This window comes from Rheinheimera sp., assembly GCF_965283995.1.
Taxonomy (GTDB): domain Bacteria; phylum Pseudomonadota; class Gammaproteobacteria; order Enterobacterales; family Alteromonadaceae; genus Pararheinheimera.
This window is the reverse complement of record NZ_CBDIQG010000001.1, coordinates 765,785-790,890: the sequence shown is the minus strand read 5'-3', so window position 1 is coordinate 790,890 and position 25,106 is coordinate 765,785. Positions and strand designations below refer to the sequence as shown.

General features: G+C 50.9%; 27 protein-coding genes. 3 read left to right on the top strand and 24 right to left on the bottom strand.

The genetic code is table 11. The annotated features are described in order from the left end of the window. Positions 1-304: 304 nt before the first annotated feature. From ACQ66Q_RS03605 to yceD, 14 genes are all read right to left on the bottom strand, one after another. Positions 305-1,081, bottom strand: a complete 777-nt coding sequence (locus ACQ66Q_RS03605; protein WP_430455536.1) for a TatD family hydrolase — start codon at positions 1,079-1,081, stop codon at positions 305-307. Between the two features lie 99 nt (positions 1,082-1,180). After that, positions 1,181-1,507, bottom strand: a complete 327-nt coding sequence (locus ACQ66Q_RS03600; RefSeq protein WP_208931310.1) for a PilZ domain-containing protein — start codon at positions 1,505-1,507, stop codon at positions 1,181-1,183. Positions 1,508-1,514: 7 nt separating this feature from the next. Further along, entirely contained in the window at positions 1,515-2,408 is an 894-nt protein-coding gene (gene holB, locus ACQ66Q_RS03595; RefSeq protein ID WP_430455535.1) for a DNA polymerase III subunit delta', read from the bottom strand. Further along, on the bottom strand, positions 2,405-3,025 hold the full coding sequence (gene tmk / locus ACQ66Q_RS03590) for a dTMP kinase (protein WP_430455534.1): 621 nt from the start codon (positions 3,023-3,025) through the stop codon (positions 2,405-2,407). Before tmk ends, holB begins: the two co-directional genes overlap by 4 nt. Further along, positions 3,022-4,032: an endolytic transglycosylase MltG gene (gene mltG / locus ACQ66Q_RS03585; RefSeq protein ID WP_430455533.1), complete on the bottom strand. Its 1,011-nt coding sequence runs from the start codon at positions 4,030-4,032 to the stop codon at positions 3,022-3,024. The genes tmk and mltG overlap by 4 nt, the downstream gene beginning before the upstream one ends. Beyond that, positions 4,033-4,800: an aminodeoxychorismate lyase gene (pabC, locus tag ACQ66Q_RS03580; protein WP_430455532.1), complete on the bottom strand. Its 768-nt coding sequence runs from the start codon at positions 4,798-4,800 to the stop codon at positions 4,033-4,035. 135 nt (positions 4,801-4,935) lie between these two features. Further along, entirely contained in the window at positions 4,936-6,174 is a 1,239-nt protein-coding gene (gene fabF, locus ACQ66Q_RS03575; RefSeq protein WP_377242604.1) for a beta-ketoacyl-ACP synthase II, read from the bottom strand. A gap of 116 nt (positions 6,175-6,290) precedes the next feature. Then, the gene (gene acpP / locus ACQ66Q_RS03570) at positions 6,291-6,527 is read right to left on the bottom strand and encodes an acyl carrier protein (protein ID WP_031564929.1); all 237 of its coding nucleotides are present in this window, start codon (positions 6,525-6,527) and stop codon (positions 6,291-6,293) included. Positions 6,528-6,653: 126 nt separating this feature from the next. Beyond that, on the bottom strand, positions 6,654-7,397 hold the full coding sequence (gene fabG, locus ACQ66Q_RS03565) for a 3-oxoacyl-ACP reductase FabG (protein ID WP_430455531.1): 744 nt from the start codon (positions 7,395-7,397) through the stop codon (positions 6,654-6,656). A gap of 8 nt (positions 7,398-7,405) precedes the next feature. Continuing rightward, positions 7,406-8,344 (bottom strand): ACP S-malonyltransferase, encoded by a 939-nt coding sequence (gene fabD / locus ACQ66Q_RS03560; RefSeq protein ID WP_430455530.1) that lies wholly within the window; start codon positions 8,342-8,344, stop codon positions 7,406-7,408. 28 nt (positions 8,345-8,372) lie between these two features. After that, entirely contained in the window at positions 8,373-9,332 is a 960-nt protein-coding gene (locus ACQ66Q_RS03555) for a beta-ketoacyl-ACP synthase III (protein ID WP_430455529.1), read from the bottom strand. A gap of 6 nt (positions 9,333-9,338) precedes the next feature. Beyond that, the gene (gene plsX / locus ACQ66Q_RS03550) at positions 9,339-10,379 is read right to left on the bottom strand and encodes a phosphate acyltransferase PlsX (RefSeq protein WP_430455528.1); all 1,041 of its coding nucleotides are present in this window, start codon (positions 10,377-10,379) and stop codon (positions 9,339-9,341) included. 6 nt (positions 10,380-10,385) lie between these two features. Continuing rightward, positions 10,386-10,550: a 50S ribosomal protein L32 gene (gene rpmF / locus ACQ66Q_RS03545; RefSeq protein ID WP_031564938.1), complete on the bottom strand. Its 165-nt coding sequence runs from the start codon at positions 10,548-10,550 to the stop codon at positions 10,386-10,388. Positions 10,551-10,568: 18 nt separating this feature from the next. Beyond that, the gene (yceD, locus tag ACQ66Q_RS03540) at positions 10,569-11,093 is read right to left on the bottom strand and encodes a 23S rRNA accumulation protein YceD (RefSeq protein WP_430455527.1); all 525 of its coding nucleotides are present in this window, start codon (positions 11,091-11,093) and stop codon (positions 10,569-10,571) included. 142 nt (positions 11,094-11,235) lie between these two features. On the opposite strand from yceD, the gene ACQ66Q_RS03535 reads away from it, so the two are divergent. Then, positions 11,236-11,841: a Maf family protein gene (locus ACQ66Q_RS03535; protein ID WP_430455526.1), complete on the top strand. Its 606-nt coding sequence runs from the start codon at positions 11,236-11,238 to the stop codon at positions 11,839-11,841. A gap of 20 nt (positions 11,842-11,861) precedes the next feature. Here ACQ66Q_RS03535 and ACQ66Q_RS03530 read toward each other — a convergent pair whose 3' ends face one another. Further along, on the bottom strand, positions 11,862-12,509 hold the full coding sequence (locus ACQ66Q_RS03530; protein WP_430455525.1) for an HAD-IA family hydrolase: 648 nt from the start codon (positions 12,507-12,509) through the stop codon (positions 11,862-11,864). A gap of 25 nt (positions 12,510-12,534) precedes the next feature. Next, positions 12,535-13,488: a 23S rRNA pseudouridine(955/2504/2580) synthase RluC gene (rluC, locus tag ACQ66Q_RS03525; RefSeq protein ID WP_430455524.1), complete on the bottom strand. Its 954-nt coding sequence runs from the start codon at positions 13,486-13,488 to the stop codon at positions 12,535-12,537. Positions 13,489-13,984: 496 nt separating this feature from the next. Here rluC and rne point away from each other — a divergent pair, with 496 nt between their 5' ends. Then, entirely contained in the window at positions 13,985-17,173 is a 3,189-nt protein-coding gene (gene rne, locus ACQ66Q_RS03520; protein WP_430455523.1) for a ribonuclease E, read from the top strand. Positions 17,174-17,265: 92 nt separating this feature from the next. Here the strand turns inward: rne and ACQ66Q_RS03515 are convergent, their stop codons facing one another. From ACQ66Q_RS03515 to ACQ66Q_RS03495, 5 genes are all read right to left on the bottom strand, one after another. Continuing rightward, positions 17,266-18,288, bottom strand: a complete 1,023-nt coding sequence (locus ACQ66Q_RS03515; protein ID WP_430455522.1) for an alpha/beta fold hydrolase — start codon at positions 18,286-18,288, stop codon at positions 17,266-17,268. A gap of 11 nt (positions 18,289-18,299) precedes the next feature. Next, positions 18,300-18,848 (bottom strand): NADPH-dependent FMN reductase, encoded by a 549-nt coding sequence (locus tag ACQ66Q_RS03510; protein WP_430455521.1) that lies wholly within the window; start codon positions 18,846-18,848, stop codon positions 18,300-18,302. Beyond that, entirely contained in the window at positions 18,845-19,291 is a 447-nt protein-coding gene (locus ACQ66Q_RS03505; RefSeq protein WP_430455520.1) for a hypothetical protein, read from the bottom strand. Before ACQ66Q_RS03505 ends, ACQ66Q_RS03510 begins: the two co-directional genes overlap by 4 nt. Positions 19,292-19,453: 162 nt before the next feature. Then, positions 19,454-20,227: a kinase gene (locus tag ACQ66Q_RS03500; RefSeq protein WP_430455519.1), complete on the bottom strand. Its 774-nt coding sequence runs from the start codon at positions 20,225-20,227 to the stop codon at positions 19,454-19,456. Between the two features lie 9 nt (positions 20,228-20,236). Next, the gene (locus tag ACQ66Q_RS03495) at positions 20,237-20,923 is read right to left on the bottom strand and encodes a class I SAM-dependent methyltransferase (RefSeq protein ID WP_430455518.1); all 687 of its coding nucleotides are present in this window, start codon (positions 20,921-20,923) and stop codon (positions 20,237-20,239) included. A gap of 137 nt (positions 20,924-21,060) precedes the next feature. Here ACQ66Q_RS03495 and ACQ66Q_RS03490 point away from each other — a divergent pair, with 137 nt between their 5' ends. Beyond that, positions 21,061-22,164: a phosphoribosylaminoimidazolesuccinocarboxamide synthase gene (locus ACQ66Q_RS03490; RefSeq protein ID WP_430455517.1), complete on the top strand. Its 1,104-nt coding sequence runs from the start codon at positions 21,061-21,063 to the stop codon at positions 22,162-22,164. A gap of 67 nt (positions 22,165-22,231) precedes the next feature. Here the strand turns inward: ACQ66Q_RS03490 and ACQ66Q_RS03485 are convergent, their stop codons facing one another. The 3 genes from ACQ66Q_RS03485 to ACQ66Q_RS03475 are packed head-to-tail and all read right to left on the bottom strand — an operon-like array spanning position 22,232 to position 25,098. Further along, on the bottom strand, positions 22,232-22,993 hold the full coding sequence (locus ACQ66Q_RS03485) for an SDR family oxidoreductase (protein WP_430455516.1): 762 nt from the start codon (positions 22,991-22,993) through the stop codon (positions 22,232-22,234). Positions 22,994-23,019: 26 nt separating this feature from the next. Further along, positions 23,020-23,898, bottom strand: a complete 879-nt coding sequence (mmsB, locus tag ACQ66Q_RS03480; protein ID WP_430455515.1) for a 3-hydroxyisobutyrate dehydrogenase — start codon at positions 23,896-23,898, stop codon at positions 23,020-23,022. 45 nt (positions 23,899-23,943) lie between these two features. Then, complete coding sequence (locus tag ACQ66Q_RS03475) at positions 23,944-25,098, bottom strand: enoyl-CoA hydratase/isomerase family protein (protein WP_430455514.1); 1,155 nt, start codon at positions 25,096-25,098, stop codon at positions 23,944-23,946. Positions 25,099-25,106 lie beyond the last annotated feature (8 nt).

Here is a 25,106-nt window from a genome sequence, read left to right as displayed (position 1 = left end):
TGCTTGTTGAATAAGACTGGGGATAACTTCTGGATAAGCTGGGTGTAACATGCGGACAATAAACAATTTATTTACTAATTCAACGTATTAATCCCTGACGTCCTTTTGCGCAAAAAAAATGCAGTTGGCTACACTGGAACCATCTGTCGGATGCAGCTTGACGCATCCTTCCCTCTAGCGCACGGCTCAATCTTGAGCCATTCCCCTAAGCCCGGAACAATGCGGATTGGTTCTGGGCTTCTTTTCTTTTAATGACAACAAATGGCGGGATAAAGGCCGGTGCATCGGTCGGGGTTGAGTTTGTTCAGACTTTTGCCAGCGGAAATAGCCGACAAAAATTTTGACTGGTCGCGGCGCCTAGAGCAGGTAAATCGATCCCTTTAAGCTCAGCTATCGCTTTCGCCACTGCCGCGACATAAGCAGGTTGATTAGTTTTGCCACGGTACGGGACCGGTGCCAAATATGGTGAATCCGTTTCTATCAACAGCCGATCCAGCGGCACTTGCCGCACGACGTCGCGCAGCGAGTCAGCATTGCGAAACGTCATAATGCCTGAGAAGGAAATATAAAAACCGAGATCCAATGCCGCTTTTGCCGTGTCCCAGTCCTCGGTAAAACAATGCAACACACCACCACAATCCTGCGCCATCTCACCACGCAGCAGAGCTAAAGTGTCAACACGGGCATCCCGAGTGTGCACAATCAAAGGTTTATTCAGCTGTCGGGCCACCGCGATATGCGCTGCAAAAGCGGCTTGTTGCGTTTGCTTGTTATCCGGACTGTAAAAATAGTCGAGGCCGGTTTCACCGACCGCCACCACCTGCTCCGACTGACACAGTGCCAGTAATTGGTCGGCACTGAATTCGAGTTGTTGATGCAGCGGATGCTCGCCGCAAGACACTGAGATTTGCGGGTATGCACTGACCAGAGCAGCCATGGCCGGATACTCTTGCAAGCTGACACTGACACACAACATGTGATCAACCTGCGCTTGCGCTGCAGCAGTCAACACAGCGGGCAAATCCATACCCAGTTTATCCAGTTCCAGACGGTCAAGATGGCAATGCGAATCAATAAACAAAAGAAGCTCCGGCAGACAGATAGACAAACAAAAACGCCGGCAGTGTACCTGAAGTGACTGCTGCGGTGAAGCCGTTACGATCGCTGCACCACACCCTCTTTAAAGCGTAAAGGTTAGTTCGGCCGACTCCTGCGTACCGCTGAGTAATTTTTCAATTTTGTCGCGCAGATTCAGTTTGTCGTCAATAAATGCCACGCCAATGCCAGCCGGGCTGGTATTTTGCGCCCCTTGTGGCGTCAGCCAGGCAACTTTACCGGAGACCGGGATCGATTCAAGTGCATCGGGCAAGGTGACCTGTAAGGCCAGTGATTGACCCATTTTATAATGTCGGCTGGTGCGGACAAATAGTCCACCTTGCTTAAAAAACGGCATATAAGAACGGTAAAGCTCTTTCAAATCGGCAAAATCTAACGTGAGTTCTTCCATGCCGGCCTCAGCGTAGCTGTTGATGTAAATCTAACAACAAAGTTGTCAGTGCTAATGATTTATTCTGCCCCAAAATCCGTTGTTCGTCACGACACCAACGGGCAACGCGTGCAAATAGCTGCGGCGGCGGTAATTGCTGTTGTTGTAAGGTCCAGTGTCGTACCGTGTAATACAACAACGCAGCAAGTTCGGGTTGGGATTCCAGCTGCTTTTGCAGTGGTGCTAAGCCAGAGCCGCTGTGTAAATAAGCCTGTAAGGCTTTTAATTGCGCTGCCAGCGTCAATGCTTCACCACTCTGTTGCAATGTCAGGGCTTTTAATGGCGCGCCACCGCAAAGTTCGAGCAAAAAATCAGGCACCGGATCAGGACTTTGCTGCGCCAGCCATTGCCGGCTGTTTTCGCCATATTGCGCCGGTAAGTCCCAGCGCTGGCAACGCGATAATATAGTCGGCATCAATTGCTCGGCGAACGCCGTGTACAGGATGAGAAAGCTTCGTTGGCCAGGTTCTTCCAGAGTTTTTAATAAGGCGTTGGCGGCAGACTCTGTCATTTTTTCTGCCTGTGGCACCACTACCACACGGGCACCGCCTTGCTGTGGTGAGTTTTGCATCAATAGGCTGATTTCACGGATTTGCTCGACTGAAATGCTACTGGTCACTTCAAGTTGCAATAAATCGGGATGATGCCCGGCCTTTCCCAGCAAACAACTTTTACACAGTCCGCAAGCGCCATCGGGGAGCGGATCCAGACAGAGCAGTAAATGCGCCAATTGCTTCGCCAGGATATGTTTGCCAATTCCGGCGGGACCGGTCAGCAGAATGGCATGATGCAATTGTTCCTGGCACGCCAGTTTAAATAAACGCTGTTCCGTTTGTTGCAGCCATGGCAATGAAGTTGTCACGCGAGATGTTGCTCCAGTGCGTCCGTTAATCGCTGCTGTACTATGGCCAGAGGCTGGGCTGCGTCAATCACGACAATCTGGGGCTCGGTGGCGGCCACCGCCAGATATTTGGCCCGTGCACGCTGAAAAAAGGCCTGCTGTTCCTGTTCAATCCGATCCAGCGCACCACGGGCACGGGCGCGCTCCAACCCTATTGCCGGATCAATGTCCAGATACAAGGTCAGATCAGGCCGCAGGTCACCGAGCACTAAATTGCGAATTGGGTCCAATACAGCATCCGGAATTTGGCGACCGCCGCCCTGATATGCGCGGGAAGATAAATCATGCCGATCCGCTAACACCCAGTCACCTCTCTGTAACGCAGGATTAATCACATTGTGCAGTAACTGCGAGCGCGCGGCGTACATCAGCAGCAGCTCAGTGACTGGCGACACCTGCTCCTGCTGCACTGACTTCACTAAGGTACGGATCTGTTCAGCCAGCGGAGTGCCGCCAGGCTCACGCGTTTGTACCACATGATGGCCCTGTTGGCTTAACCACTGGAATACAGTTTTGATAGCTGTGGTTTTCCCGGCGCCTTCGAGGCCTTCTATCACGACAAAACGGCCTTTATTCATGATTTTTTCCCAAAAATATACTGTTGTACTGCCTGATTATGCTCTTTCAGACTGGACGAAAACTGATGGGTACCATCACCCCGGGCAACAAAATACAATTTATCTGAAGTGGCTGGTTGTGCCGCAGCCTGCAACGACCCCCAACTGACCAGCGCGATAGGACCGGGCGGTAATCCGGCATACACATAGGTATTATAGGGATGAGGGTCTTTTAAGTGTTCGCGTTTGATATCGCCCTGATAACGTGCGCCTAAACCATAAATCACTGTTGGATCGGTTTGCAGCCGCATCTTCATCTGCAACCGGTTAACGAACACGGACGAAATTAATGGCTTTTCAGGTAAGTGCCCCGTCTCTTTTTCGATGATCGACGCCAATGTCAGCAACTCATAGCGATTCTGCAAGGGCAGCCCGCTTTGCTTTTCACGCCAGGCTGCATCAAGTTTTGCCAGCAACGCCTGATTTGCTCTTTTTAACAGCACAGATAACTTGGTGTTGGCGGTATAAAAATAGGTTTCCGGAAACACCAGCGCTTCGGCGGATACCGGCTGCGGTCCCCAATCTGCTGGCCAGGATAACAATGCCTGCACAGAAGCGAGTTCGGTTACGTCCACTTCAAGGTAAGGCAATGCAGTGAAAGCCTGTAGATTTTGTGCCAAAGTCCAGCCTTCGCGTAGCGTCAGACTGAATTGCGCCACTTTGCCACTGCGGGCCAACTGTAAAAACTGCTGCAATGACATCGGCTGCACAGCATAAACCCCTGCCTTCAGCTGACGAAGTTGGGGCTGCAGCAAGGATTGTAGTTTCAGCAGCTGACAGTCAAGTGCCGACATCTGCTGTGTTTGTTGCCATTGCCGGCACAGTGCCGATAGATTGCTGCCCGCTTTGACTTCATAATAGGCCGCCGGGAATTGCAGCGGAGTTTGCAGCACTTGCTGCAATTCGTTGCGAAGTCCGAAGGCCGCAACGGCCATCACCACCAGACTTTGCAGCAAAAACTTTTTCATTCAACGATCCTGTAATAAAACATCAACTTGTTGTTGTAGTTGTAAGGCCGGCGCCATATTCAGCGGTCGGCCGGCAATAGAATGCGCTGGCACTATACCAGTCAGGGCGTTGCATAAAGCCATCGCCTGCGCTTGTGCCGCATCTGCCAACGGCAGCAGCGTTGTAGTGACTAATCCTGCCTCCAGCAATAACTGACGCATCACGCCCGCAACACCGGCATTGTGCAACTCCGGTGTCCACCATTGTCCGTCCCGCCACAGCAACAGATTGGCTGCAGTCGCTTCAATGAGAAAATCTTGTTGGTCACAGACCAGCAAATCGTCAAACCCGCTTTGTTCCGCTTCCCGTTTTAACAACACTGTTTCGAGGCGGCTGCAATGTTTGATGCCGGCGAGCAGTGGCTGCTGTGCCAGCCGCATCTGCGCCAGCCCTAAACGGACACCGCGTTCGCGGACCTGCTGATAATCCGGCATTGGTGCGGTCCAGCAATACAGCTGCGGTGCGGAAATGCCTAGCGTGCCATAACCGCGTGCGCCCTCACCTCTGCTGATCAATACTTTCAGTACTTGCTCCGGCGCACTGATACTCGCCAGCACTTGCTGCAACACAGTGGTTTCACCAAGCGCAGCAAAGCCGAGCCGTTGCATGGAGTGGCAAAGTCGCTGCCAGTGTAGCGACCAGAGTAGCGGTTGTCCGGCGCGAATACGGACAGTGGAGAATATTGCATCTCCGTACTGAAAACTGCGGTCGGATGATTGGATCTGCATCGGGTCTGAATTTAAAGCGTCAATGGCGCGAGTATGCCTGAAAAATTGCGGCGGATAAATCGTAGGCTGTTACAGAATCAGTTAAAACAAAAGGCTGCAGAGCAGCCTTTTCTGATATCAATGCGCCAAAAGAGGTTAAATCTTTCGAAACAGGATCGAGCCGTTCGTGCCACCAAAGCCAAATGAATTGCACAGCGCATATTCCATTTTTGCTTGACGGGCTTGATGCGGTACATAGTCCAGATCGCAGCCTTCATCCGGGTTGTCGAGGTTAATCGTTGGTGTCACCACCTGATCCTGCAATGACAACACGGTGATAATAGACTCAACTGAGCCTGCTGCACCTAGCAGGTGGCCAAGCATAGACTTGCTCGAACTGACCATCAGGCCTTCTGGCTTAGCACCGAACACGGATTTGATCGCCATCGTTTCTGCGATATCACCGGCGGGAGTCGAAGTACCATGCGCATTGATATATTGCACCTGCGAAGGGTCTACCCCTGCATCGCGCAATGCATTCACCATGGAAGACGCGGCACCGCGACCATTTTCTGGTGGTGAAGTCATATGATATGCATCACCACTCATACCAAAACCAACTAATTCAGCGTATATCTTCGCGCCGCGGGCTTTAGCATGTTCATATTCTTCCAGCATCACCACACCAGCCCCATCACCGAGGACAAAACCATCGCGGTCTTTATCCCAAGGACGGCTAGCTTGTTGTGGCGCATCGTTGCGGGTTGATAATGCACGTGCCGCGCCAAAACCGCCCATACCAAGTGTGGTTGAGGCTTTTTCAGCACCGCCTGCCAGCATCGCGTCGGCATCACCATACGCAATCATCCGGGCGGCATGGCCAATATTGTGCACGCCCGTGGTACAGGCAGTCACAATACTGATATTTGGTCCCTGCAATCCCAGCATGATCGACAGATGACCGGAGATCATATTGATGATGGTCGAAGGCACAAAAAACGGTGACAACTTGCGTGGACCGCTGGCCAACAGTTTCTCGTGATTTTCTTCAATCAGACCAAGACCACCAATACCAGAGCCGATGGCAGCGCCAATCCGGCCGGCATTCTGTTCAGTGATCTCAATGCCGGAGTCGCGGAAGGCCTGAATGCCTGCGGCCACGCCGTACTGAATAAACAAATCCATTTTCCGTGCTTCTTTCGCCGGAAAAAAGTCTTCGACTGCAAAGTTTTTAATTAAACCGGCGAATTTGGTGCTGTACGCTTCAGTGTCAAAATGCGTGATAAAATCAACGCCGCTTTTGCCTTGTTGTAACGCTTGCCAGCTCGATGCCACATCATTGCCAAGCGGCGTCAGCATCCCCATTCCAGTAACAACGACCCGACGTTTAGTCACGTTATCCTCCACAACAACCTTCGGTTGTTTGCAATCCTACGGTTTTTCACCGCCACAAATAAAAACGGGTAGCCTGCGCTACCCGTCTGCATCGCGCCAGGCGATGACCTCACGCCTTATTCAGCGTGGGCTTTGATGTAATCGATAGCAGATTGCACTGTCGTGATTTTTTCTGCTTCTTCATCAGGAATTTCGGTATCGAATTCTTCTTCCAGCGCCATGACCAGTTCAACTGTGTCTAATGAATCAGCGCCCAGATCGTCAACGAAAGAAGCTTCGTGTTTCACGTCTTCTTCTTTAACGCCTAACTGTTCGATGATAATTTTCTTAACGCGTTCTTCGATGTTGCTCATCTTTTCTTCCTTTTTCTCATATAAATCGCAACAGTTCGTGCAATTTTGTGTGGCGGCTAGTTTAGTGGTTCAGTCAGATCGATGCAAGTCATGCGTTTGGCATTTCCTGCTGGTCAAACCTGATATTTAAACCATGTACATGCCGCCGTTTACGTGAATCGTTTCACCGGTAATATACGCGGCCTGGTTCGAAGCCAGGAACGCGACAGTGGCCGCAATTTCTTCAGGTTGTCCCAGACGATTCGCCGGTACCTGACCAAAGATCGCTTGTTTTTGCTCTTCCGTCAGCTCCTTAGTCATATCGGTGTCGATAAAACCAGGCGCAACAGCGTTGACAGTTATACCACGAGACGCCACTTCTTTCGCAAGAGATTTTGTAAAACCAAGTACACCTGCTTTTGCCGCCGCGTAGTTTGTTTGCCCTGCATTGCCCATAGAGCCAACGACTGATCCAATGGTGATAATGCGGCCAAAACGTTTTTTCATCATGGTCCGCATCACTGCTTTGCTCATGCGGAACACCGACGTCAGGTTCGTTTGCATGATATCGAACCATTCTTCATCTTTCATCCGCATTAACAGATTATCGCGGGTGATACCGGCATTATTGACGAGAATATCGATATCACCAAACTGCGCTTTGATGGTTTCAAGGCATTGTTCAATCGATTCAGGACTGGCAACGTCCAGTACCAGCCCTTGCCCGGCGCCAAGATAATCGCTGATTGCCTGCGCACCTTTTTCGCTGGTGGCGGTGCCTATCACTTTGGCGCCCAAGGCCGCCAGTTGTTCAGCAATTGCACGGCCGATACCACGACTGGCACCAGTCACTAACGCAACTTTGCCGTCCAGAGAGATAAAAGCAGTCATAAAATTCCTTATTCTTGGGCTGCAAGCGCAGCCTGAAACGAAGCAACGTCATGGACCGACGTTGTCAGCAACTCTTTGTTGATGCGCTTGATTAAGCCGCTTAATACTTTTCCAGCGCCTAACTCAATCACCTCAGTAACACCTTGAGCGGCCAGAAATTCGATGGTTTCAGTCCAGCGTACCGGACTGAACAGCTGACGGATTAGTGCATCCTGAATGGCCGTAGCCTCAGAGGCAACCGCAACATCGACATTGTTCACGACGGAAATGACAGGGGTATGAAAATGTAGAGCCTGCAGATCTACCGACAATTGCTCTGCAGCGGGACGCATAAGTGCGCAGTGGCTTGGCACACTGACCGGCAAAGGCAAGGCTCGTTTGGCACCAGCCGCTTTACATAATTCATTGGCGCGTTCAACAGCTGCTTTGTGGCCGGCGATGACGACCTGACCCGGCGAGTTATAATTCACCGGAGAGACGATTTCACCTTGCGCGGCTTCCGTACAGGCTTTTGCAATCAGTGCATCGTCCAGGCCAATGATGGCTGACATAGCACCAGTACCTGCCGGCACTGCTGTTTGCATATACTGACCACGTTTTTCGACCAGCTTTACGGCATCCGTAAGGCTCAGCACGCCGGCACAGACCAGTGCTGAGTATTCACCAAGCGAATGACCCGCTAGGTAAGCCGGCGTCGTGCCGTTTTGTTGTTGCCATAACCGCCAGACTGCCACAGAAGCAGTCAGCAACGCAGGTTGGGTGCGGTGCGTTTCGTTCAAATCAGCTTCTGGGCCATTGGCCACTAAAGTCCATAAATCGTAGCCAAGCGCTGTGGATGCTTCAGCGAAAGTCTCACGAACTATCGCATACTCGGCATACAGATCTGCCAGCATACCAACAGACTGTGAACCTTGTCCCGGAAACACTAATGCAATTTTTTTAGTCATTGTTGTTCTCTGAAAATTCTGTCGTTAATTAATAACGAACCAGTGCTGACGCCCAGGCAAAACCGCCGCCAAAAGCTTCCAGTAATAAGGTTTGACCGCGTTGGATCCGGCCATCACGTACCGCTTCGTCTAACGCTGTCGGTACCGTTGCCGCCGAAGTATTGCCATAACGGTCCAGGTTAATCACCACCTGATCCATCGACATATCAAGCTTGCGGGCTACTGCAGAAATGATGCGAAGATTGGCCTGATGCGGCACCAGCCAGTCAATCTGTGATTTATCCAGATTATTTGCAGCCAGTGTTTGCTCTACGACTTCTGACAGTTTAGTCACTGCAACTTTAAACACATCGTTACCTTTCATCGCGCCCCAGCTGTCGTGCACGGATGATTCGACGCCCCGACGCGGGTTATCGACGTAAAGCAATTCAGAATATTTACCATCGGCATGGATATGCGTCGACAGAATGCCAGGTTGTTCAGAAGCTTCTAACACCACTGCACCAGCAGCGTCGCCGAACAAAATGACCATTGAGCGGTCTTCAGGACTGACTAATTGTGACAAACAGTCGGCGCCAATGACTAACACCCGTTTTGCCATTCCGCCTTTGATGTATTGGTCGGCGATGCTGAGCGCATAACAAAAACCGGCACAAGCGGCGGCAATATCAAAAGCCGGGATCCCTGGGATTTCCAGCTCGCGCTGAACCTCACAGGCGGCACTTGGCAGCGCACGTGATGCGCTGGTCGTCGCCAGAATAATCATATCAAGGGAGTTTTTATCAATGCCGGCTGCTTCAATCGCTTTTAATGCAGCTTGGGTACTCATGGTGGCGACAGTTTCGTCTTCACCAATGATCCGGCGTTCACGAATACCGGTGCGTTCGATGATCCATTCGTCGGTGGTTTCCACCATATCTTCCAGATCCGCATTGGTGCGGACTTGCGCCGGAAAATAACTTCCGGTGCCTATAATGCGAGAATACATGCAGACCTACGCTTTATCGATTAATACGTGTTCCAACCGGTCTTTTATTTTTGCGGGCACCTGGCGTTCAACCTCGCGCACCGCCTGCCGGATGGCACTGAGAAATGCTTCTTTTGTCGCATTTCCATGACTTTTCACTACAATTCCACGCAATCCTATCAGACTTGCGCCGTTATAGTGGTCGGGGTTCACGCCGGTGCCGATACTTTTTAGTAACGGTTTAATCATCCAGCCGAATAATTGGGCAGACATGCTGTTTTTCAGTGCCTGTTCGAAGCGTTTGATGATGAGTTTCGCCACACCTTCACAGGTTTTCAGTGCAACATTGCCGACAAAACCATCGCAAACTATGACGTCAGCTTTACCGGAAAAAATGTCGTTGCCCTCGATATAACCGATGTAGTTGATGTCAGAACATTCTGACAACAATAAGGAGGTGCGTTTGATTTGGTCCGAGCCTTTGATTTCTTCTTCACCCATGTTGAGTAAAGCGACTTTTGGCTGGTGAATAGATTCAACTTCTTCTGCCATCACAGCGCCCATCACGGCAAACTGAAACAGCGTATCGGAATCACAGTTCACCGTTGCACCGAGATCCAGCATAAAAACCGGGGTGCCGACCGTTGTTGGCAATGCACTGATTAACGCCGGCCTTTCGATACCGTTGAGCATTTTCAACACGTAATGCGCCATCGCAATCAGCGCACCGGTGTTGCCGGCACTGACACAGGCCTGAACTTTCTGTTGATCTACTAAATCGAGCGCCACCCGCATCGAAGAATCGCGTTTTGTGCGCAAAGCGACAGAGGGCTTATCAGTCATCAGCACTTGCTGAGAAGCGTGTTGGATTTGCAGTTGTGGATGTTCAGAGATGCCAGCATCTGCGAGTGCGTGCTGAATTGCGGCTGAGTCGCCGACAAGGATAAGGTCAAGTTGGGGGTTTTCGCTGACAGCGGTTATTGCTGCAGGAATAGTAGATAGGGGGCCATGATCGCCCCCCATCATATCTAACGCAATTTTAAGTCTGGATGGTTGCACTTGGTGCACCGGGACTTATTTTACTTTGCGGCCTTTGTAAAAACCGTCAGCAGTAATGTGGTGACGACGATGCGTTTCACCAGTTGTTGCGTCTACTGACAGCGTTGGGCCAGTCAGCGCGTCGTGTGAACGACGCATGTCGCGGCGGGCGCGAGATTTTTTGTTCTGTTGTACAGCCATGGTCTTTCTCCTAAAAAATCACTTTTTCTTCAATTCTTGCAGAATTGCAAATGGGTTCGGTTTCTCTGGTTCCGGCTCTATTTCACCCCAGCTCATCTGCAACTTATTCGGGTCGCATTGACCTTCATCGTGCATCGGAAACAGTGGTAAAGCCAGAATTAATTCGTCCTCAACCAATTGCCGCAGGTTCACTTCGCCGTGTTCGTCTGTTTCGATCACGTCGTAGCGTTGTGGAATCTCTTCTTGAGCCGAATCATCCCCTTTCACCGGGGTATATGCAAAACTACTGTTTATGTTCAGCGTCATGTCATCGCCGCAACGCTCGCATCTGACCTGAACAGTACATTGGGCTTCGCCCTCAATATAGACCAGACCTTGTTCATCGTTGCCGCAGTGAACAATCACCGCTACATCACCATCGTTATTAGACAACTGTTCTGACAAACGGGTCAGATTTTGCAGCTGCAGGATCCCGTCAAAGCTACTGCGCTTTTGGGCAGTGCGGTACGGATCGATGGTGACAGGTATTTTTACTTTTTGCATAAGGCGCGCATCATATAGATTGATCCTATTGCTGTCAAAGGGTTGATCAGACTTTTGTTAACTTTTCTGACGCGAAATTTCGTGAAAAATATTATAGTGCCGACCTTATTATAAAACGACATCAAATGCATAAAGGTAGCTCATGACCAAATCATTATGGTTAGCATCAACGTCAGTGTACCGTCAGGCACTGTTACAAAAACTGACCACTAACTTTCAATGCGCGAAACCTGAAGTTGATGAAACTGCGCTAAGCGGAGAAACACCGGAACAGCTGGTACTTAGGCTCTCAGCTGCCAAAGCGCAAGCTGTAGCGAACCGCCTGCAGTCTGACGGGCGCACAGCTCTGGTTATTGGCTCAGATCAGGTTGCCGTATTCAACGGTCAGATCTTGGGTAAGCCTCATACCGAAGAACGCGCTTTTGCCCAATTACGTAGTTTCAGTGGCCAGTCTGTATTGTTTTTAACCGGTTTATCAGTCGCAGATAACGAAAGCGGCCGGACAGAAACAATCCTTGACCGCTTTATTGTAGAGTTTCGGCAACTATCGGACGCAGAAATCAACTGTTATATAAGACGCGAACAACCGCTGAATTGTGCCGGCAGTTTTAAATCTGAAGGGCTCGGCATTACATTGTTCGAGAAGATGACCGGCGATGACCCTAATAGCCTGATCGGCCTGCCATTGATCCGCCTGCATCAGATGCTGAAAAATTTCGGTGTCGATTTGTTACTACAGGGACAGTAAAACTAATTTTAGCTGCCGCCTTAAGCCAAGATATCTAACAATGCTTTCAAATTGTTGACCACTGCATGCGGGTTGAACGGAGCAAACTCGGCGTGACCATGCACACCATGTGTCACGCCAATACGGGGCATCTCAATACTGTGCGCCATCATCAGGTCATAACGGGAATCACCAATCATCACCGCCTGCGCCGGAACAAGCTGCAATTCGCTCAGAATATGTTGCAGCATTTGCGGATGTGGCTTGCTTTGCGCTTCATCAGAACAGCGGCTGGTAACAAAATGATGACCGGTCTTCGTTTCTACAAACATCCGATCTAAACCACGTCTGGCTTTACCCGTTGCGACAGCCAATTGATAGCCGCGCTGGCGTAAGGTAGTGAACACCAGCTCGGCTCCATCAAACAATGGGGTCGGTGTTTTGTCGACGTTGCTGTAGACATCTTTATAGTGTTCAGACAGTAGTTCCCGTTCAGCTGCTGTACTGTCAGGAAACAACGTTTTAAATGCAGGATCCAGCGACAAACCAATAATCTGTTTAGCAGCATGCTCAGTTGGCACCGGTAAGGACAGACGCTCGGCAGCAATCCGCACTGAATTGACGATTTTGCCCACTGAATCCATCACAGTACCATCCCAGTCAAAGATCACGACTTTTACATCTAACATCACTACACCTGTTACTGCTGCGTTGTTATTTCTTGACCAGCTTGGTCAGAATTTGTGCCAGTGCTTTGTCCAGTGGCGCTTCAAATGTCATTCGTTCTGCCGACACTGGATGCTGGAAACTTATCAGCTTGGCATGCAGGAACAGCCGGTTCAGACCGAGTGCATTCATCTGACCGGTGAACTCGTTGTCGCCGTATTTATCGTCACATGCAATCGGATGACCATTGCACGCTGTATGAACACGGATTTGGTGTGTCCGTCCGGTAACAGGAAAAGCTTCCAGCAGCGTACCTTCAACAAAGCGTTGTAATATTTTAAACCGAGTCTCAGATGGTTTCCCGTCACGCTCATCGACCCGGACTATCCGTTCCCCGCTTTGCAAAGTGTTCTTCTTCAGCGGCTCTGTCACTTTCTTAATTTTGCCGTCCCACTGTCCGGCAACTAAAGCCCAATATTTTTTCTCAACGACTTTTAATCGTAACTGCTCATGCAGTGCAGTGAGTATCGAACGCTTTTTTGCAATCAACAGACAACCCGAGGTGTCCCGGTCCAGGCGATGCACCAGTTCCAAAAACTTAGCCTGCGGCCGCAACGCACGTAATGCTTCAATTGCACCAAATTGCAAACCACTACCACCGTGCACGGCCATGCCAGTCGGTTTGTTCAGCACAATTAATTCATTGTCTTCATATAAAATATGACTTTCCAGCGTTTTGACTGCAGTCAGTTTGACTGACACCGGGTCAGATTCCGCCGCCACCGTCATTGGCGGCACCCGGACCTGGTCACCTGCCTGTAGCTTATACTCTGGTTTGATCCGGCCTTTGTTGACCCTCACTTCACCCTTTCGCACGACCCGGTAGATCACACTTTTGGGCACGCCTTTGAGGCGGGCCAACAGAAAATTGTCGATACGTTGACCGGCGAATTCTGCATCTACATCAATAAATTGCACTGGGGTTTTTCTTTCATCAGTCATGCGTTTTTGCTGCTACATTTAGGTTGCTAATGGACTTTAATTAATGGGATAATCGACCCGCTAATTGAGCCAAAATGGCCATTAGGGCGCTCAGAAAGACGTAAGAGAAGCTGTGAGGCACCGGTCGGGACGCAGATCATACCGAATCCGTGGTGAAAACCAACGATTTTATCTTCCCCGCCGACGAATAATGCTATGCGCATCCAGTAATGTGAGTAATTTATTGCTGTTAGACGCGCAACACAGCTGCCAGTTAACTGAGCAACAATTAAAAAAAGTAAAGCTATAACGCAACGCTGACGCGATGTGTGCAGATTCTCAATGAAGATCAGCACGGTCTGACAAACCTGGTGGTGTTCTGTTTTAAAAACAATTGATAATTAAATCGATTTTCAAGCATTCCAGTCGGGAGACTGCATATATATATGTTTGACGTTATCTGACACGCATAGATTGTGCGCGCTGTTGTTGTGGCTGAATGCAAGAGTCAGACACAATGAAAAGAATGCTCATTAATGCGACGCAGGAAGAAGAAATCCGCGTTGCGCTGGTCGATGGCCAGAAACTTTACGATCTGGATATTGAGAGTCCAGGTCACGAACAGAAAAAAGCCAATATTTACAAAGGTAAAATCACCCGGGTTGAGCCTAGCTTGGAAGCAGCTTTCGTCGATTACGGCGCAGAGCGGCATGGTTTTCTGCCATTAAAAGAAATTTCCCGCGAATATTTCCCTGCCAATTACGCCTTTGACGGTCGCCCGAATATTAAAGAAGTCGTGCGCGAAGGTCAGGAAGTTATTATCCAGATTGATAAAGAAGAGCGCGGCCAAAAGGGCGCTGCGCTGACGACTTTTATCAGCCTGGCCGGTTCTTACCTGGTACTGATGCCAAATAATCCTCGTGCAGGTGGAATTTCACGCCGCATTGAAGGTGATGAACGGCAAGAACTGAAAGACTCATTAGGTCAGCTCGAGATGCCGGATGGCATGGGTTTGATTGTCCGCACCGCAGGTGTTGGCAAGTCATATGAAGAGCTGGATTACGATTTAAAAGCGCTGATGAAACACTGGTCAGCCATTACGTCAGAAGCACAAAACCGCCCTGCTCCGTTCCTGATCCATCAGGAAAGTAATGTGGTTTTCCGCGCGATCCGCGACTACCTACGTCGTGATGTTGGTGAGATCCTGATCGACAACCCGCGTATTTTCGAAGAAGCAAAACTGTATATCCAGCAGTTCCGCCCAGACTTCGCCCACCGCGTGAAAATGTATCAGGGCGAAACGCCACTGTTTATGCATTATCAAATCGAAACGCAGATTGAATCAGCGTTCCGTCGTGAAGTTCGTCTGCCGAGCGGTGGCTCGATCGTGATCGATTCTACCGAAGCATTGACCGCTATCGATATCAACTCGTCTAAAGCGACTAAAGGCGGCGATATTGAAGAAACCGCGTTTAACACCAATTTAGAAGCTGCCGACGAAATCGCCCGTCAGCTACGTTTACGCGACTTAGGTGGCCTGATTGTCATCGACTTCATCGATATGACGCCAGTACGTCACCAACGTGAAGTAGAAAACCGTTTAAAAGATGCAGTCAAACAAGACCGTGCTCGGGTTCAAATCGGCCGCATCTCGCGCTTCGGTTTATTAGAAATGTCGCGTCAGCGTCTGCGTCCATCACTGGGTGAATCTGCAACACACGTCTGTCCACGCTGTCATGGTCGCGGCACCATCCGCAGTACTGAATCTTCAGCGTTATCAATCCTGCGATTGATCGAAGAAGAAGCGATCAAAGATAACACCAGCCAAATCCATGCGCAGGTGCCAATCTCTGTTGCGACTTATCTGATGAACGAAAAACGCGAATCCATCCGCCGCATCGAAACGCGCCATGGCATCCGCATTTTTATCATCCCGAATGAGCATTACGAGACGCCACATTACGAAGTGTCGCGGATCCGTCTGGATGAAGAAATTGAAGAGTCCAGCTACAACCTGGTGAAAGCGCCTGCTGTAACTAACACTCTGTACCACCCGGTATCAGACGCAGTGAAAGAAAAGCCAGCTATTGCATCAATTTCGATGGCTGATGCGCCAACGCCTGTTGCGGCACCAGCGCCAAAGGCTGAAGTCGCAGTCGTTGCACCGGCGAGCACTGAAGAAGGTCTGTTCGGTAAAATCAGCGGTTTCTTCAAGTCGCTGTTTGCTGCTCCGGCCCCTGCCGCTGCACCTGAAGTGAAAGCTGAAGCACCACAACGCCGGCAAAACAATCGCGACAGTCGCAATCGTCGTGGCGGTCGTGATGGCGCCCGTGACAACAGAGACGGTCGTACCGATAATCGCAATGAAGCTCGTGACGGACAAAAGCGCCGGCCAGATCAGGACGAGAACACCCGAACTGACAACAGACCACCGCGCCAGGAACGTTCGGATAAACCACGCAATACGCGACCAGAAGTAAAAACTGAGCGCACAGATCGTGCCGAGCGGACCGAGCGTGCTGAGCGCCCAGAACGCACTGAACGTCCGGAACGCACTGAACGCCTCGACAAAAAGCCGCAAGCTGACAAAGCACCACGGCCGGCTCCAGTCGTTGATGCTGATGATGAAATTCCATCATCAAGCAAAGTGGCTGAGCGTCGTCAGCGTCGCAATATGCGCAAGTCGGTCCGTCTGGATAAACAACAACAGGCCGGTCAGTCCACTGATACTGAACTGCTGGCTGTAACAGAACCTGTTGCGGTTGTTATTGCGCCGGTAGAACAAGCAGTCGTTACAGTAACCACTGACGCACCGGCCGCATCGCTGCCAGCAGATATGCCTGCTGAACAACAGATCGACGGCACCGTTGAATCAGCCGATCCTACAACCAGTGAAAACCGCAGTCGCAGTCGCCGATCACCACGTCATTTACGTGCTGCCGGTCAGAAACGGAAAAAAGAGCAACAAAATGGTGAGCAAGATGACGCCGTTGACGCCCGTTATCCGGAAGAAGATCTGGTTGTTGCAGAGCAGCAACTGGACCTGCCGATTGTTGCAGAAGCAACCGACACAGTTGTTGTGGAAGCTGTAACCGCTGAAGTGGTATCTGAGGCAGAAATCGTTGCAGCAGTTGAAGACCAGACACCAGCAGCAGAAACTGCAGCTGAGGAAACTGTACCGGCTAAACCGCGTCGCCAACGTCAGCGTGAACCCAAAGCTGTAGAAGCAAATGCGGTTGCTGACACTGTAGCTGCTGAGCCTGCCGCTGCTGAGGCTGAATCTGCGGCGCCTGTCGCTGTGGTCCCTGCGGTTGAAACTGCTAGCGCACCAGTCGTCGCTGAAACAGTTACTGCAGTCCAGGCACCGGTAGAGGTTGTAGTTGCCGAAGCCGCCGTTGTTACGGCACCGGCAGACATTGCGGTGGTAGCAGCCCCTGTAGAAACGGCACCTGTTGTTACTGCACCTGTTGTTACTGCGCCTGTTGTTACTGCGCCTGTGACAGCCCCTAAAGCCAAAGCGAACCGTTATGGCAATATGGTTGTTGCGACTATGACCAAACCGGTCGCTGTGGTGGAAGACAGCCCAGCTGTCGTGCCACAGGGTGTACAGTACGAAGTCAAAGCTACGGTCGAAGGCACTGCAGGTTCTGCATCTGCCCGTCAGTTGGTTATTGCTCCCATGACTAAACCACCATCAGTGGAATAATTTGCACTGAAAGTAAAAGAGCCAGCAAATGCTGGCTCTTTTTTTTGCTCAATTTATTCGAAGCACACGAATGAATTTTTAGTGCCCTACAGTTACATCTGGTTTAAAAATTTCAGAATTTTCTGTAGCGCCTGGTCGCGATGCTTATCCGATTCAAACAATAATTCATGCTTGGCACCGGGGAAATGTTGTACTTGCCCTTCTGCACAATGTGGCCCCAGTTCCTGGCAGAATTGTTCTTGCGCACTATTGCTGACGGCCTGCTCCGCACCTGATTGCAGCATCAACACCGGTGTTTTAACCTGACGCGCGAAGTCAGGCATTTGCTCGGCGACCTCACAGGCTTGCGACAACCAGGACCAGGTCGGCCCGCCTAACTGCAATTGTGGCTGCTTCTTATACAATTCCCGAAATAATTGATAGCGGGTATTTGAGCTGGTCAGAATATTTTCCGCAAACGCCTGATCATGCGGATACGGCTGTGAAACAAACCCAGCGTAACAATCCGGGCAAGTCCAATCAAAAGCGGCCGCCAGATAACAGCCATCCTGCTCAGAAAACGCCACCTTGGCATTGGGCGCAATCATCGGTGAAGTCAGTACCGCGCGCCGAAACAGTGTTGGTTGCTGTGTCAGTAGCTGCACAGCGATGGCCCCGCCCATTGAATGCGCCAGCAGATCTAATGGCAAATTGGTCTGTGTTTTGACCACTTCCGCGATAAATTGCCGCTGATCCTGGCTATACAGAGTAAAGTCTGTGATATGGCCTTTGTGCGGGTCTTCCAGCTCACGCGGCGACAAGCCCTGACCTCGATGGTCCAGGCTAAACACCGCAACCCCCTGCGCAGCCAAATCATAAAAAAGTTCATGATACTTTTGATAGGCTTCGGTACGGCCCTGAATCAGTAAAAGCGCATACTTAGGCTGCGCCGGCACCACATAAGCGTATGCTAAGGCTGCACCATCCGGTGTTTTCATCAATCCGGTTTTGACCTGTTGCTGCCAAAAGGTCTGGATCTCAGTGGAATACAAAGTCGTTAGCGAGCTTTCCGGCACCGCTGCGGCTTGAATAGCCGCAACGGATAACGCGAATGCAACTAAGGTTTTTCTAAACATACCAGCCCTGACTACTTTTTGCATTGCGTGACTAAGGCCTGCAGTGCAATCAATTGTGCCTGAATGTTGGCGCGGATTTTATCGTCCAGCAGCGCACCATCAGCGGCAAAGACGCCGCTAAATGCGTTGACGAAAACCTCTGGTTTATTAACAAAATGCAGGTCCAGATACACACCGACCTGCCGTAAATGATATTGCGCCCGCGAGGTGCCCATGCCACCACCTGCGCCCATGATCGCCGCTGCTTTGCCGGCTAACAAATGATTATCCGGTTCGCGTGATGCCCAATCCAGTGCATTTTTCAGCGCAGGGGCTATCGAATAGTTGTATTCCGGACAAGCGAACAACAATCCATCGGCCTGGCGGAACGCATCCAACAGCACAACGACTGCGGCCGGTTTACTGGTTAAGTCGGCATTAAAAAATGGCACTTCGGTTAAATCAGCAATTTGCAGAGTCACGCCTTGCGGCAACAGCTGCTGAGCCGTTTTTAACAAGGTCATATTGTGGGAAGCTTTGCGCAGACTGCCACAAATGCCCAATAAGCGGATCTCCGTCATACATTCTCTCCTTCAATAGCCACTGCAGGGTGACCAAAACGTTTTTTAAGAGCCCACCAACAAAACACAGATACCAGCGGGATCATGATTAAACTCAGCACCATCAGCCATAACGGATGTGGCAGCAGGTAAAAATTAGATACAGCGCCTAAAAACACCAAGCTGCCAATCGCCAGCGCAAAGCGGCCACGACAGCGCCCTGCCAGCATAGTGGCAGCGGTCAGGCCGGTAAAAATGCCGAGCAACCAGCCGGCCAGCACCAGTAATAAAGCGCCGGCTGGCAATTGCTTCAGATAGGCCGACACAGCAGAGCTATCCTGCCAATCTAAGCCGGCAGGCGCGCGGTACAAGATGTGCCCGAGTTGTTCTACTGCCGAGATGGTAAAGAAGGTCACTACCACTCCGGCAAGCAGAGCCAAAGTAGTCCGTAACAATGCTGGCATCGCAGGTCTCCTGGTCTGGGGTTGCGCTTGCAACAATAGATTTGTTATCTGGCAACGGCTGATAAATATGCCATTGCAGTATGACGATACTGTGCAGAAATTAGCAAATTTTTGCAGGAAGTTCTGTTACTTAGCTAACCAAGATCGCTGCGTGATCTGTTTTCAATAAAAAACTTGTCGGCTTTCATTCAATTGGACTCGCTGAACTCCGTGGAAAATCTGCCCGCTCAGCATGGCTTCAGTCCAGCGTTGAAATGGCAGCATAAACAGCTGCAAGCTTACCGCATCCATGCCTGTACCGCGTGCTCGCCAAAGCGCCTCTTCTTGTTGCTTACGCCAACGGCAGACCGTCGGCCAATCTGGTGCTTGTAGATACAGCATCTGCTGCATTAACGGCCACAGGGGCTGATACCACTGCGCTAGTTGTTGGTTTTGATAGCCCTGCCAGGTTGCTGCAGCTGGCGTCAAGTCTAACGCATTCACAGGTAGCGCCAGTTGCTCAGCGCTTTGCGCCAAAGCTCCCAGACACCAGCCTTCGACGATTAGCACGTCATAACAGGCAGTAGGCAAATCCTCGATCACATCGTCACTGGCTTTATCGAACCTGGGTAAAGACAAAGCTTTTCCCTCGAGCTGCAACTGAAGATCCTGATATAAGCGCTGGATTTGATGGGTTCCCGGCACACCGCGCATGGCAAATAACGGATGGATTTTACGGGCAAGTATCTGACGGTCACGCTGGCTTAAATAATAATCATCCAGTGATACCACGCCGCAGCGCATGCCACCTTGCTGTAAGATGTGTTGCAAGTTAGCAGCTAAGGTCGTTTTGCCGCTACCCTGCGCACCACTAATGGCGAAGATTTTCAGGCCATTCTGCCTGATCTGTTGCGCACAAACACTGAGCAAAGACGCGTAACTTGCTGCATCATCCATCGTTATGACTTACCCCGGATCCGATGTCGCCATTCGTTGTAAAATCACCACGTCAGGCCCAATGATTTCCACGCTAAATCCATCGCGCTGCGCGAGCCAGTGAAAAGTATCGGCATGGAAAAAACTGACGTGCGTCGGATCATTTTTATAGTGCCATTTGGCAAAGTCAGCCGTGTGCTCAGGTCTTAATCGGGTCATCAGTCCCAGCCAGCCTTCAACTTTTAATAACTTCAGCCAGAGTTGCCATTCAGTCGCTGGGTGATAGAAGTGTTCAATGGCTTCGGTCGAACAAATGAAATCATAAGCTCGCTGCAACAACTGAGCGTGCGGAGCAAAATAAGGGTCGTAGTTACTGACCTGATGTCCGCCTTGCTCCAGCAACAAATACAAAGTCGGCCCGGGACCAGCGCCAAAATCGAGCCCCATCAGTGGCGCTTTGCCAAGACGTTCCAATAGAGGCAGCGCGAGCTTGTTCAGGAACTGGCGATATCCAGCATCCGCCGGATCATTTTGATGTTGTTGGTAAATAGCCAGTTCTGCGTCGTTCGCCAATAAACTCTGACGGCTGGCAAACACCAGCTGACACACCGGACAATGCCAGTACTGGCGTATTTTATCGGTATGATAATGCGTGGTCGCTGTGTTGAGACACAAAGGGCAAGGGTCTGGCAAGACCGGCAAAGTACAGTCTGACATGGAAAACTCCGACATCATGTCATCATTCATGCCGGCTATCATATCAGAGCACAGATAAACTGCCGCCACCGATTCAGTTAAAGCGCCCTTTCTGCTACACTCAGGCCCGCCTTTTTTCAGCGACAGAAGAAGTGATCATGACTCTTGCAACTCAGGTCCTGGCGGTCAACGATGATCTGCCGATCCGCACGAATTTACCTGTACATTCCGGCAAAGTCCGCAGTGTCTATTGGCTGACCGAGCAGGACAGCGCCCGTTTAATCCGCGAAAAAAATTACCCGGTGCCGGCCGATACACCGCTGGCTATTATGGTCATTAGCGACCGCATCTCTGCATTCGATTGTATCTGGCAAGGTGAAAACGGCCTGAACGGCGTGCCAGGTAAAGGCGCGGCGTTAAATGCAATTTCAAATCACTGGTTCTCGCTGTTTAAACAACATGGCCTGGCCGATAGTCACATTCTGGACATCCCGCACCCATTGGTCTGGATTGTACAAAAAGCCCGTCCGGTAAAAATCGAAGCCATTGCCCGGCAATACATCACCGGCTCGATGTGGCGCGCTTACAGCAAAGGTGAGCGCGAATTCTGTGGCATCACCTTGCCGGAAGGCTTGCAAAAAGAGCAGAAACTGCCTGAAATTCTCATTACACCATCAACCAAAGGCATTCTGACCGGCCTTGATGGTGTGCCGGAAGCCGATGACGTCAACATTTCCCGCGCTGACATTGAACGCCATTATCAGGCGTTTGGCTTTGAGCAGCTGTCCGATATCGCTTTATACGAAACACTGCTGAAACAGGGCTTTGCGGTGATCAGCGATGCATTGGCTGCGCTTGATCAGATGTTTGTCGACACCAAGTTTGAGTTTGGTTACGTCAAAGACAGACAAGGCAATAGCAAACTGATTTATATGGATGAAGTTGGCACACCAGACAGTTCACGGATTTGGGACGGCGCGTCATGGCGTGAAGGCCAGATAGTTGAACAATCAAAAGAAGGTTTCCGTCAGTGGTTGCTCAATCATTTCCCGGATCCGGATATTCTGCTGAACAAAGACCGCATGCCAGAGCGGGTTGCATTAGCGCGTGACAACCAGTTACCGACTGAAGTGATGATGGATATTTCCCGCACTTATCTGGGCATTGCCGAAAAAGTCATTGGCCGGCGGATTGAACTCTCTGCCAATCCAAAAGCGGAGATCATCGACGTGTTAAAGCAGCAATATGGTTTAGTCGACTAAGTTTGCTGCTGGAAAAAAGCCCGCTTCCGCGGGCTTTTTTATTGGCGCCAGATCACATGGTGTCAGGTTACATCGAGATGCCGCCATCGATCTCAACAACACGCCCAGTGAAGAAATCATTCTCAAAGATATATTTAGCAGTATGGGCAATTTCTGCCGCTTCGCCCAAACGGCCAACAGGTTTCATTGCCACCAAACGATCGCGGGCTTCCGGTTTCATCGCATCGGTCATTGCGGTCCGGATCACACCTGGCGCAATAGCACCAACCCGAATGCCGTAACGGCCTAGCTCACGGGCCCAAGTTACGGTCATCGCCACGACACCGGCTTTTGATGCCGCATAGTTGGTCTGGCCCATATTGCCGCCACGCGCGACGCTCGACATATTGATGATGACGCCTTTACGGCCGGTCTGCACCATCAATGCCGCAGCTTCGCGACCGCATAAAAACACGCCCGTTAGATTCACGTCGATCACCGACTGGAACTGCTGTAATGGCATTTTGCCGGTCAGCACGCCGTCTTTGTATTTCAGCAGCAAACCATCGCGCAAAATGCCGGCATTGTTAATCAGGCCGTCAATACCACCAAAATCGGCCGCTATAGCCGCAAAGGTTTGTTCCACACTGGCTTCGTCTGACACATTGGCCGCGTAAGTTTCAACCCGCACACCCAAGCCGCGCAGTTCAGCCGCAGCAGCGTCTAGTTGTTCCGCATTCATATCAATCAGCGCCAGCGCTGCGCCATTATCAGCACACATCCGCGCCATTTCCAGGCCAAGACCTTGCGCACCACCTGTGATCACAATTACTTTATCTTTTAAATTCATCGAACAAACCTTTGTGCCACAGGCACTTATTTTTTACTGAAAAAACGGAAAATACTGGAGAAATCCAGTTTGCCATGGCCCTGACGCTGATGCTGCACATATAGATTACGTGCCAGCGCGCCCATCGGCGTCGTCGACTGACTTTGCTGTGCGCATTCGCTGGCAAGGCCCAAGTCTTTCGCCATCAGGTCAACCATAAACCCACCCTGATAGCTGTTGCTGGATGGCACGTTTGGCAGCACATCCGGGCAAGGATTATACAATTCCAAGGTCCAGTTGCGGCCTGAGCTCTTCAGCATAATCTCAGACAGCACTTTTGGATCCAGCCCATTGTCGACGCCCAGTTGCAACGCTTCGCTGGTGCCGACCATCAACACCGACAACAGCATGTTGTTACAGATTTTGGCGATTTGACCGGCACCAACGTCACCAGCGTGAAACAGGTTTTTCCCCATCGCGGACAACACAGTATGTGCGCGCTGGAAATTTTCCGCAGAGCCACCAACGATAAAGGTCAGAGTGCCGGCTTTAGCCCCACCAACACCACCTGAAACCGGCGCGTCAATAAAGGCGATACCGGCATCCGCCAACAAGCTACCCACCTGACGGGCGCTTTGTGCGTCGATCGTCGAACAATCCAAGACTAAAGCACCAGCTTTGATGTCACTGCGCACATCCTGATAAAGACCAATGACATGTTTGCCAGCTGGTAACATCGAAATGACGAAATCAGCGCCTTGCACTGCCGCTTTGGCGGACTCGGCGGCAATAGCTCCGGCCTCTGCCACAATAGCCAGTGCTTCCTTATTCAGGTCAAATGCCTGCACCTGAAAGCCGGCTTTTTGCAGGTTCAGCGCCATTGGGCCGCCCATATTGCCAAGGCCGATAAATGCGACAACTTGCATAGAATTCTCCCCTGTTACCGAAGGCAGTGCCACCGGTGGTTCTTATTATTGTGGATAGATCCGGCCGAGCGTCGCGAGCGGATGCTCCGCAGCCGGCCACGGCGAACTAAACAATTGATCAATCACTGCGACAGGTACGGACGCTACATCCGCGTACAGCCACTGCGGTTGCTGGTCTTTATCAATCAACAGTGCACGGACGCCTTCAGTAAATTCGCCGAGCTTGCCGCACTGCACGCTTAAGCCAAGTTCTAAGCGGAAGCTGTCAGCCAGGATTTTCGACTGACCAAGCTGCAATAAGCGATACACAATATGCGCGGTGATTGGGCTGCCGTACCGCAGCGACGCTTTGGCTTTACTGAGCCAGCTATCTTCATTCGGCATCGCCAGAATAGCCGTCAGCGCAGCTGGTAAATCGGCGGTATCAGCAAGTGCCGCAATAGGCGCCTGATGTAAACGGATCTGGCTGGCCGGTTGCTGATTTAACGTCTGGGTTTCGATACTCATCAGCAAGTCAGATAGTTTCTGATGGTTCAGCACCACGGTATTGCCCCAGCGGATGCTTAACAGCGCATCAAGCACCTGCTGGCGCTTGTCGTGCGGAATATAAAAATCAGCCAGATCGATAAACTTGGCGTCAGCCGCGTTGATCGAAGCGCCGGTCAGGCCCAAAAACAAACCACAACCCGCCGGCATCCGGTTTAAGAACCAGCTGCCGCCGACATCCGGATACAATCCAATCGCCATTTCCGGCATCGCAATGCGACTGGTTGCCGTCACGACACGGTGCGAAGCGCCAGCCATAAGGCCTAAACCACCGCCCATCACGATGCCATTGCCCCACACCAGCACCGGTTTATCAAAAGTGTGAATGAGGTAGTCCAGCGTGTATTCTTTGGTAAAAAACTCAGTCACATAAGGCTGAAAAGTACCGGGATTGGCTTTCATCGTGTGATACAAATCACGGATATCACCACCGGCGCAAAAGGCTTTATCGCCAGCGCCCTGCAGTAACACCATGGCGATATCCGGGTTCTCTTTCCACAACTGCATCTGCGGTAACAGCAGTTCCACCATCGGCAAGCTCAGCGCATTCAGTGATTTTTCACTGTTGAGCGTAGCCACGCCAATCTTTTTGCCGTTTTCTGCCGCCAGTTCGCTAAACAGCACCACGGCGGCGTTTTGTGTTGTTTCTGTCATGCCGGCAT

Excerpts from the sequence above, each read along its gene's own strand:
- ACQ66Q_RS03600 (WP_208931310.1), bottom strand. The coding sequence starts at position 1,507 with ATGGAAGAACTCACGTTAGATTTTGCCGATTTGAAAGAGCTTTACCGT.
- tmk (WP_430455534.1), bottom strand. The coding sequence starts at position 3,025 with ATGAATAAAGGCCGTTTTGTCGTGATAGAAGGCCTCGAAGGCGCCGGG.
- mltG (WP_430455533.1), bottom strand. The coding sequence starts at position 4,032 with ATGAAAAAGTTTTTGCTGCAAAGTCTGGTGGTGATGGCCGTTGCGGCC.
- pabC (WP_430455532.1), bottom strand. The coding sequence starts at position 4,800 with ATGCAGATCCAATCATCCGACCGCAGTTTTCAGTACGGAGATGCAATA.
- acpP (WP_031564929.1), bottom strand. The coding sequence starts at position 6,527 with ATGAGCAACATCGAAGAACGCGTTAAGAAAATTATCATCGAACAGTTA.
- fabG (WP_430455531.1), bottom strand. The coding sequence starts at position 7,397 with ATGACTGCTTTTATCTCTCTGGACGGCAAAGTTGCGTTAGTGACTGGT.
- fabD (WP_430455530.1), bottom strand. The coding sequence starts at position 8,344 with ATGACTAAAAAAATTGCATTAGTGTTTCCGGGACAAGGTTCACAGTCT.
- ACQ66Q_RS03555 (WP_430455529.1), bottom strand. The coding sequence starts at position 9,332 with ATGTATTCTCGCATTATAGGCACCGGAAGTTATTTTCCGGCGCAAGTC.
- rpmF (WP_031564938.1), bottom strand. The coding sequence starts at position 10,550 with ATGGCTGTACAACAGAACAAAAAATCTCGCGCCCGCCGCGACATGCGT.
- yceD (WP_430455527.1), bottom strand. The coding sequence starts at position 11,093 with ATGCAAAAAGTAAAAATACCTGTCACCATCGATCCGTACCGCACTGCC.
- ACQ66Q_RS03535 (WP_430455526.1), top strand. The coding sequence starts at position 11,236 with ATGACCAAATCATTATGGTTAGCATCAACGTCAGTGTACCGTCAGGCA.
- ACQ66Q_RS03530 (WP_430455525.1), bottom strand. The coding sequence starts at position 12,509 with ATGTTAGATGTAAAAGTCGTGATCTTTGACTGGGATGGTACTGTGATG.
- rluC (WP_430455524.1), bottom strand. The coding sequence starts at position 13,488 with ATGACTGATGAAAGAAAAACCCCAGTGCAATTTATTGATGTAGATGCA.
- rne (WP_430455523.1), top strand. The coding sequence starts at position 13,985 with ATGAAAAGAATGCTCATTAATGCGACGCAGGAAGAAGAAATCCGCGTT.
- ACQ66Q_RS03515 (WP_430455522.1), bottom strand. The coding sequence starts at position 18,288 with ATGTTTAGAAAAACCTTAGTTGCATTCGCGTTATCCGTTGCGGCTATT.
- ACQ66Q_RS03510 (WP_430455521.1), bottom strand. The coding sequence starts at position 18,848 with ATGACGGAGATCCGCTTATTGGGCATTTGTGGCAGTCTGCGCAAAGCT.
- ACQ66Q_RS03505 (WP_430455520.1), bottom strand. The coding sequence starts at position 19,291 with ATGCCAGCATTGTTACGGACTACTTTGGCTCTGCTTGCCGGAGTGGTA.
- ACQ66Q_RS03500 (WP_430455519.1), bottom strand. The coding sequence starts at position 20,227 with ATGGATGATGCAGCAAGTTACGCGTCTTTGCTCAGTGTTTGTGCGCAA.
- ACQ66Q_RS03495 (WP_430455518.1), bottom strand. The coding sequence starts at position 20,923 with ATGTCAGACTGTACTTTGCCGGTCTTGCCAGACCCTTGCCCTTTGTGT.
- ACQ66Q_RS03490 (WP_430455517.1), top strand. The coding sequence starts at position 21,061 with ATGACTCTTGCAACTCAGGTCCTGGCGGTCAACGATGATCTGCCGATC.
- ACQ66Q_RS03485 (WP_430455516.1), bottom strand. The coding sequence starts at position 22,993 with ATGAATTTAAAAGATAAAGTAATTGTGATCACAGGTGGTGCGCAAGGT.
- mmsB (WP_430455515.1), bottom strand. The coding sequence starts at position 23,898 with ATGCAAGTTGTCGCATTTATCGGCCTTGGCAATATGGGCGGCCCAATG.
- ACQ66Q_RS03475 (WP_430455514.1), bottom strand. The coding sequence starts at position 25,098 with ATGACAGAAACAACACAAAACGCCGCCGTGGTGCTGTTTAGCGAACTG.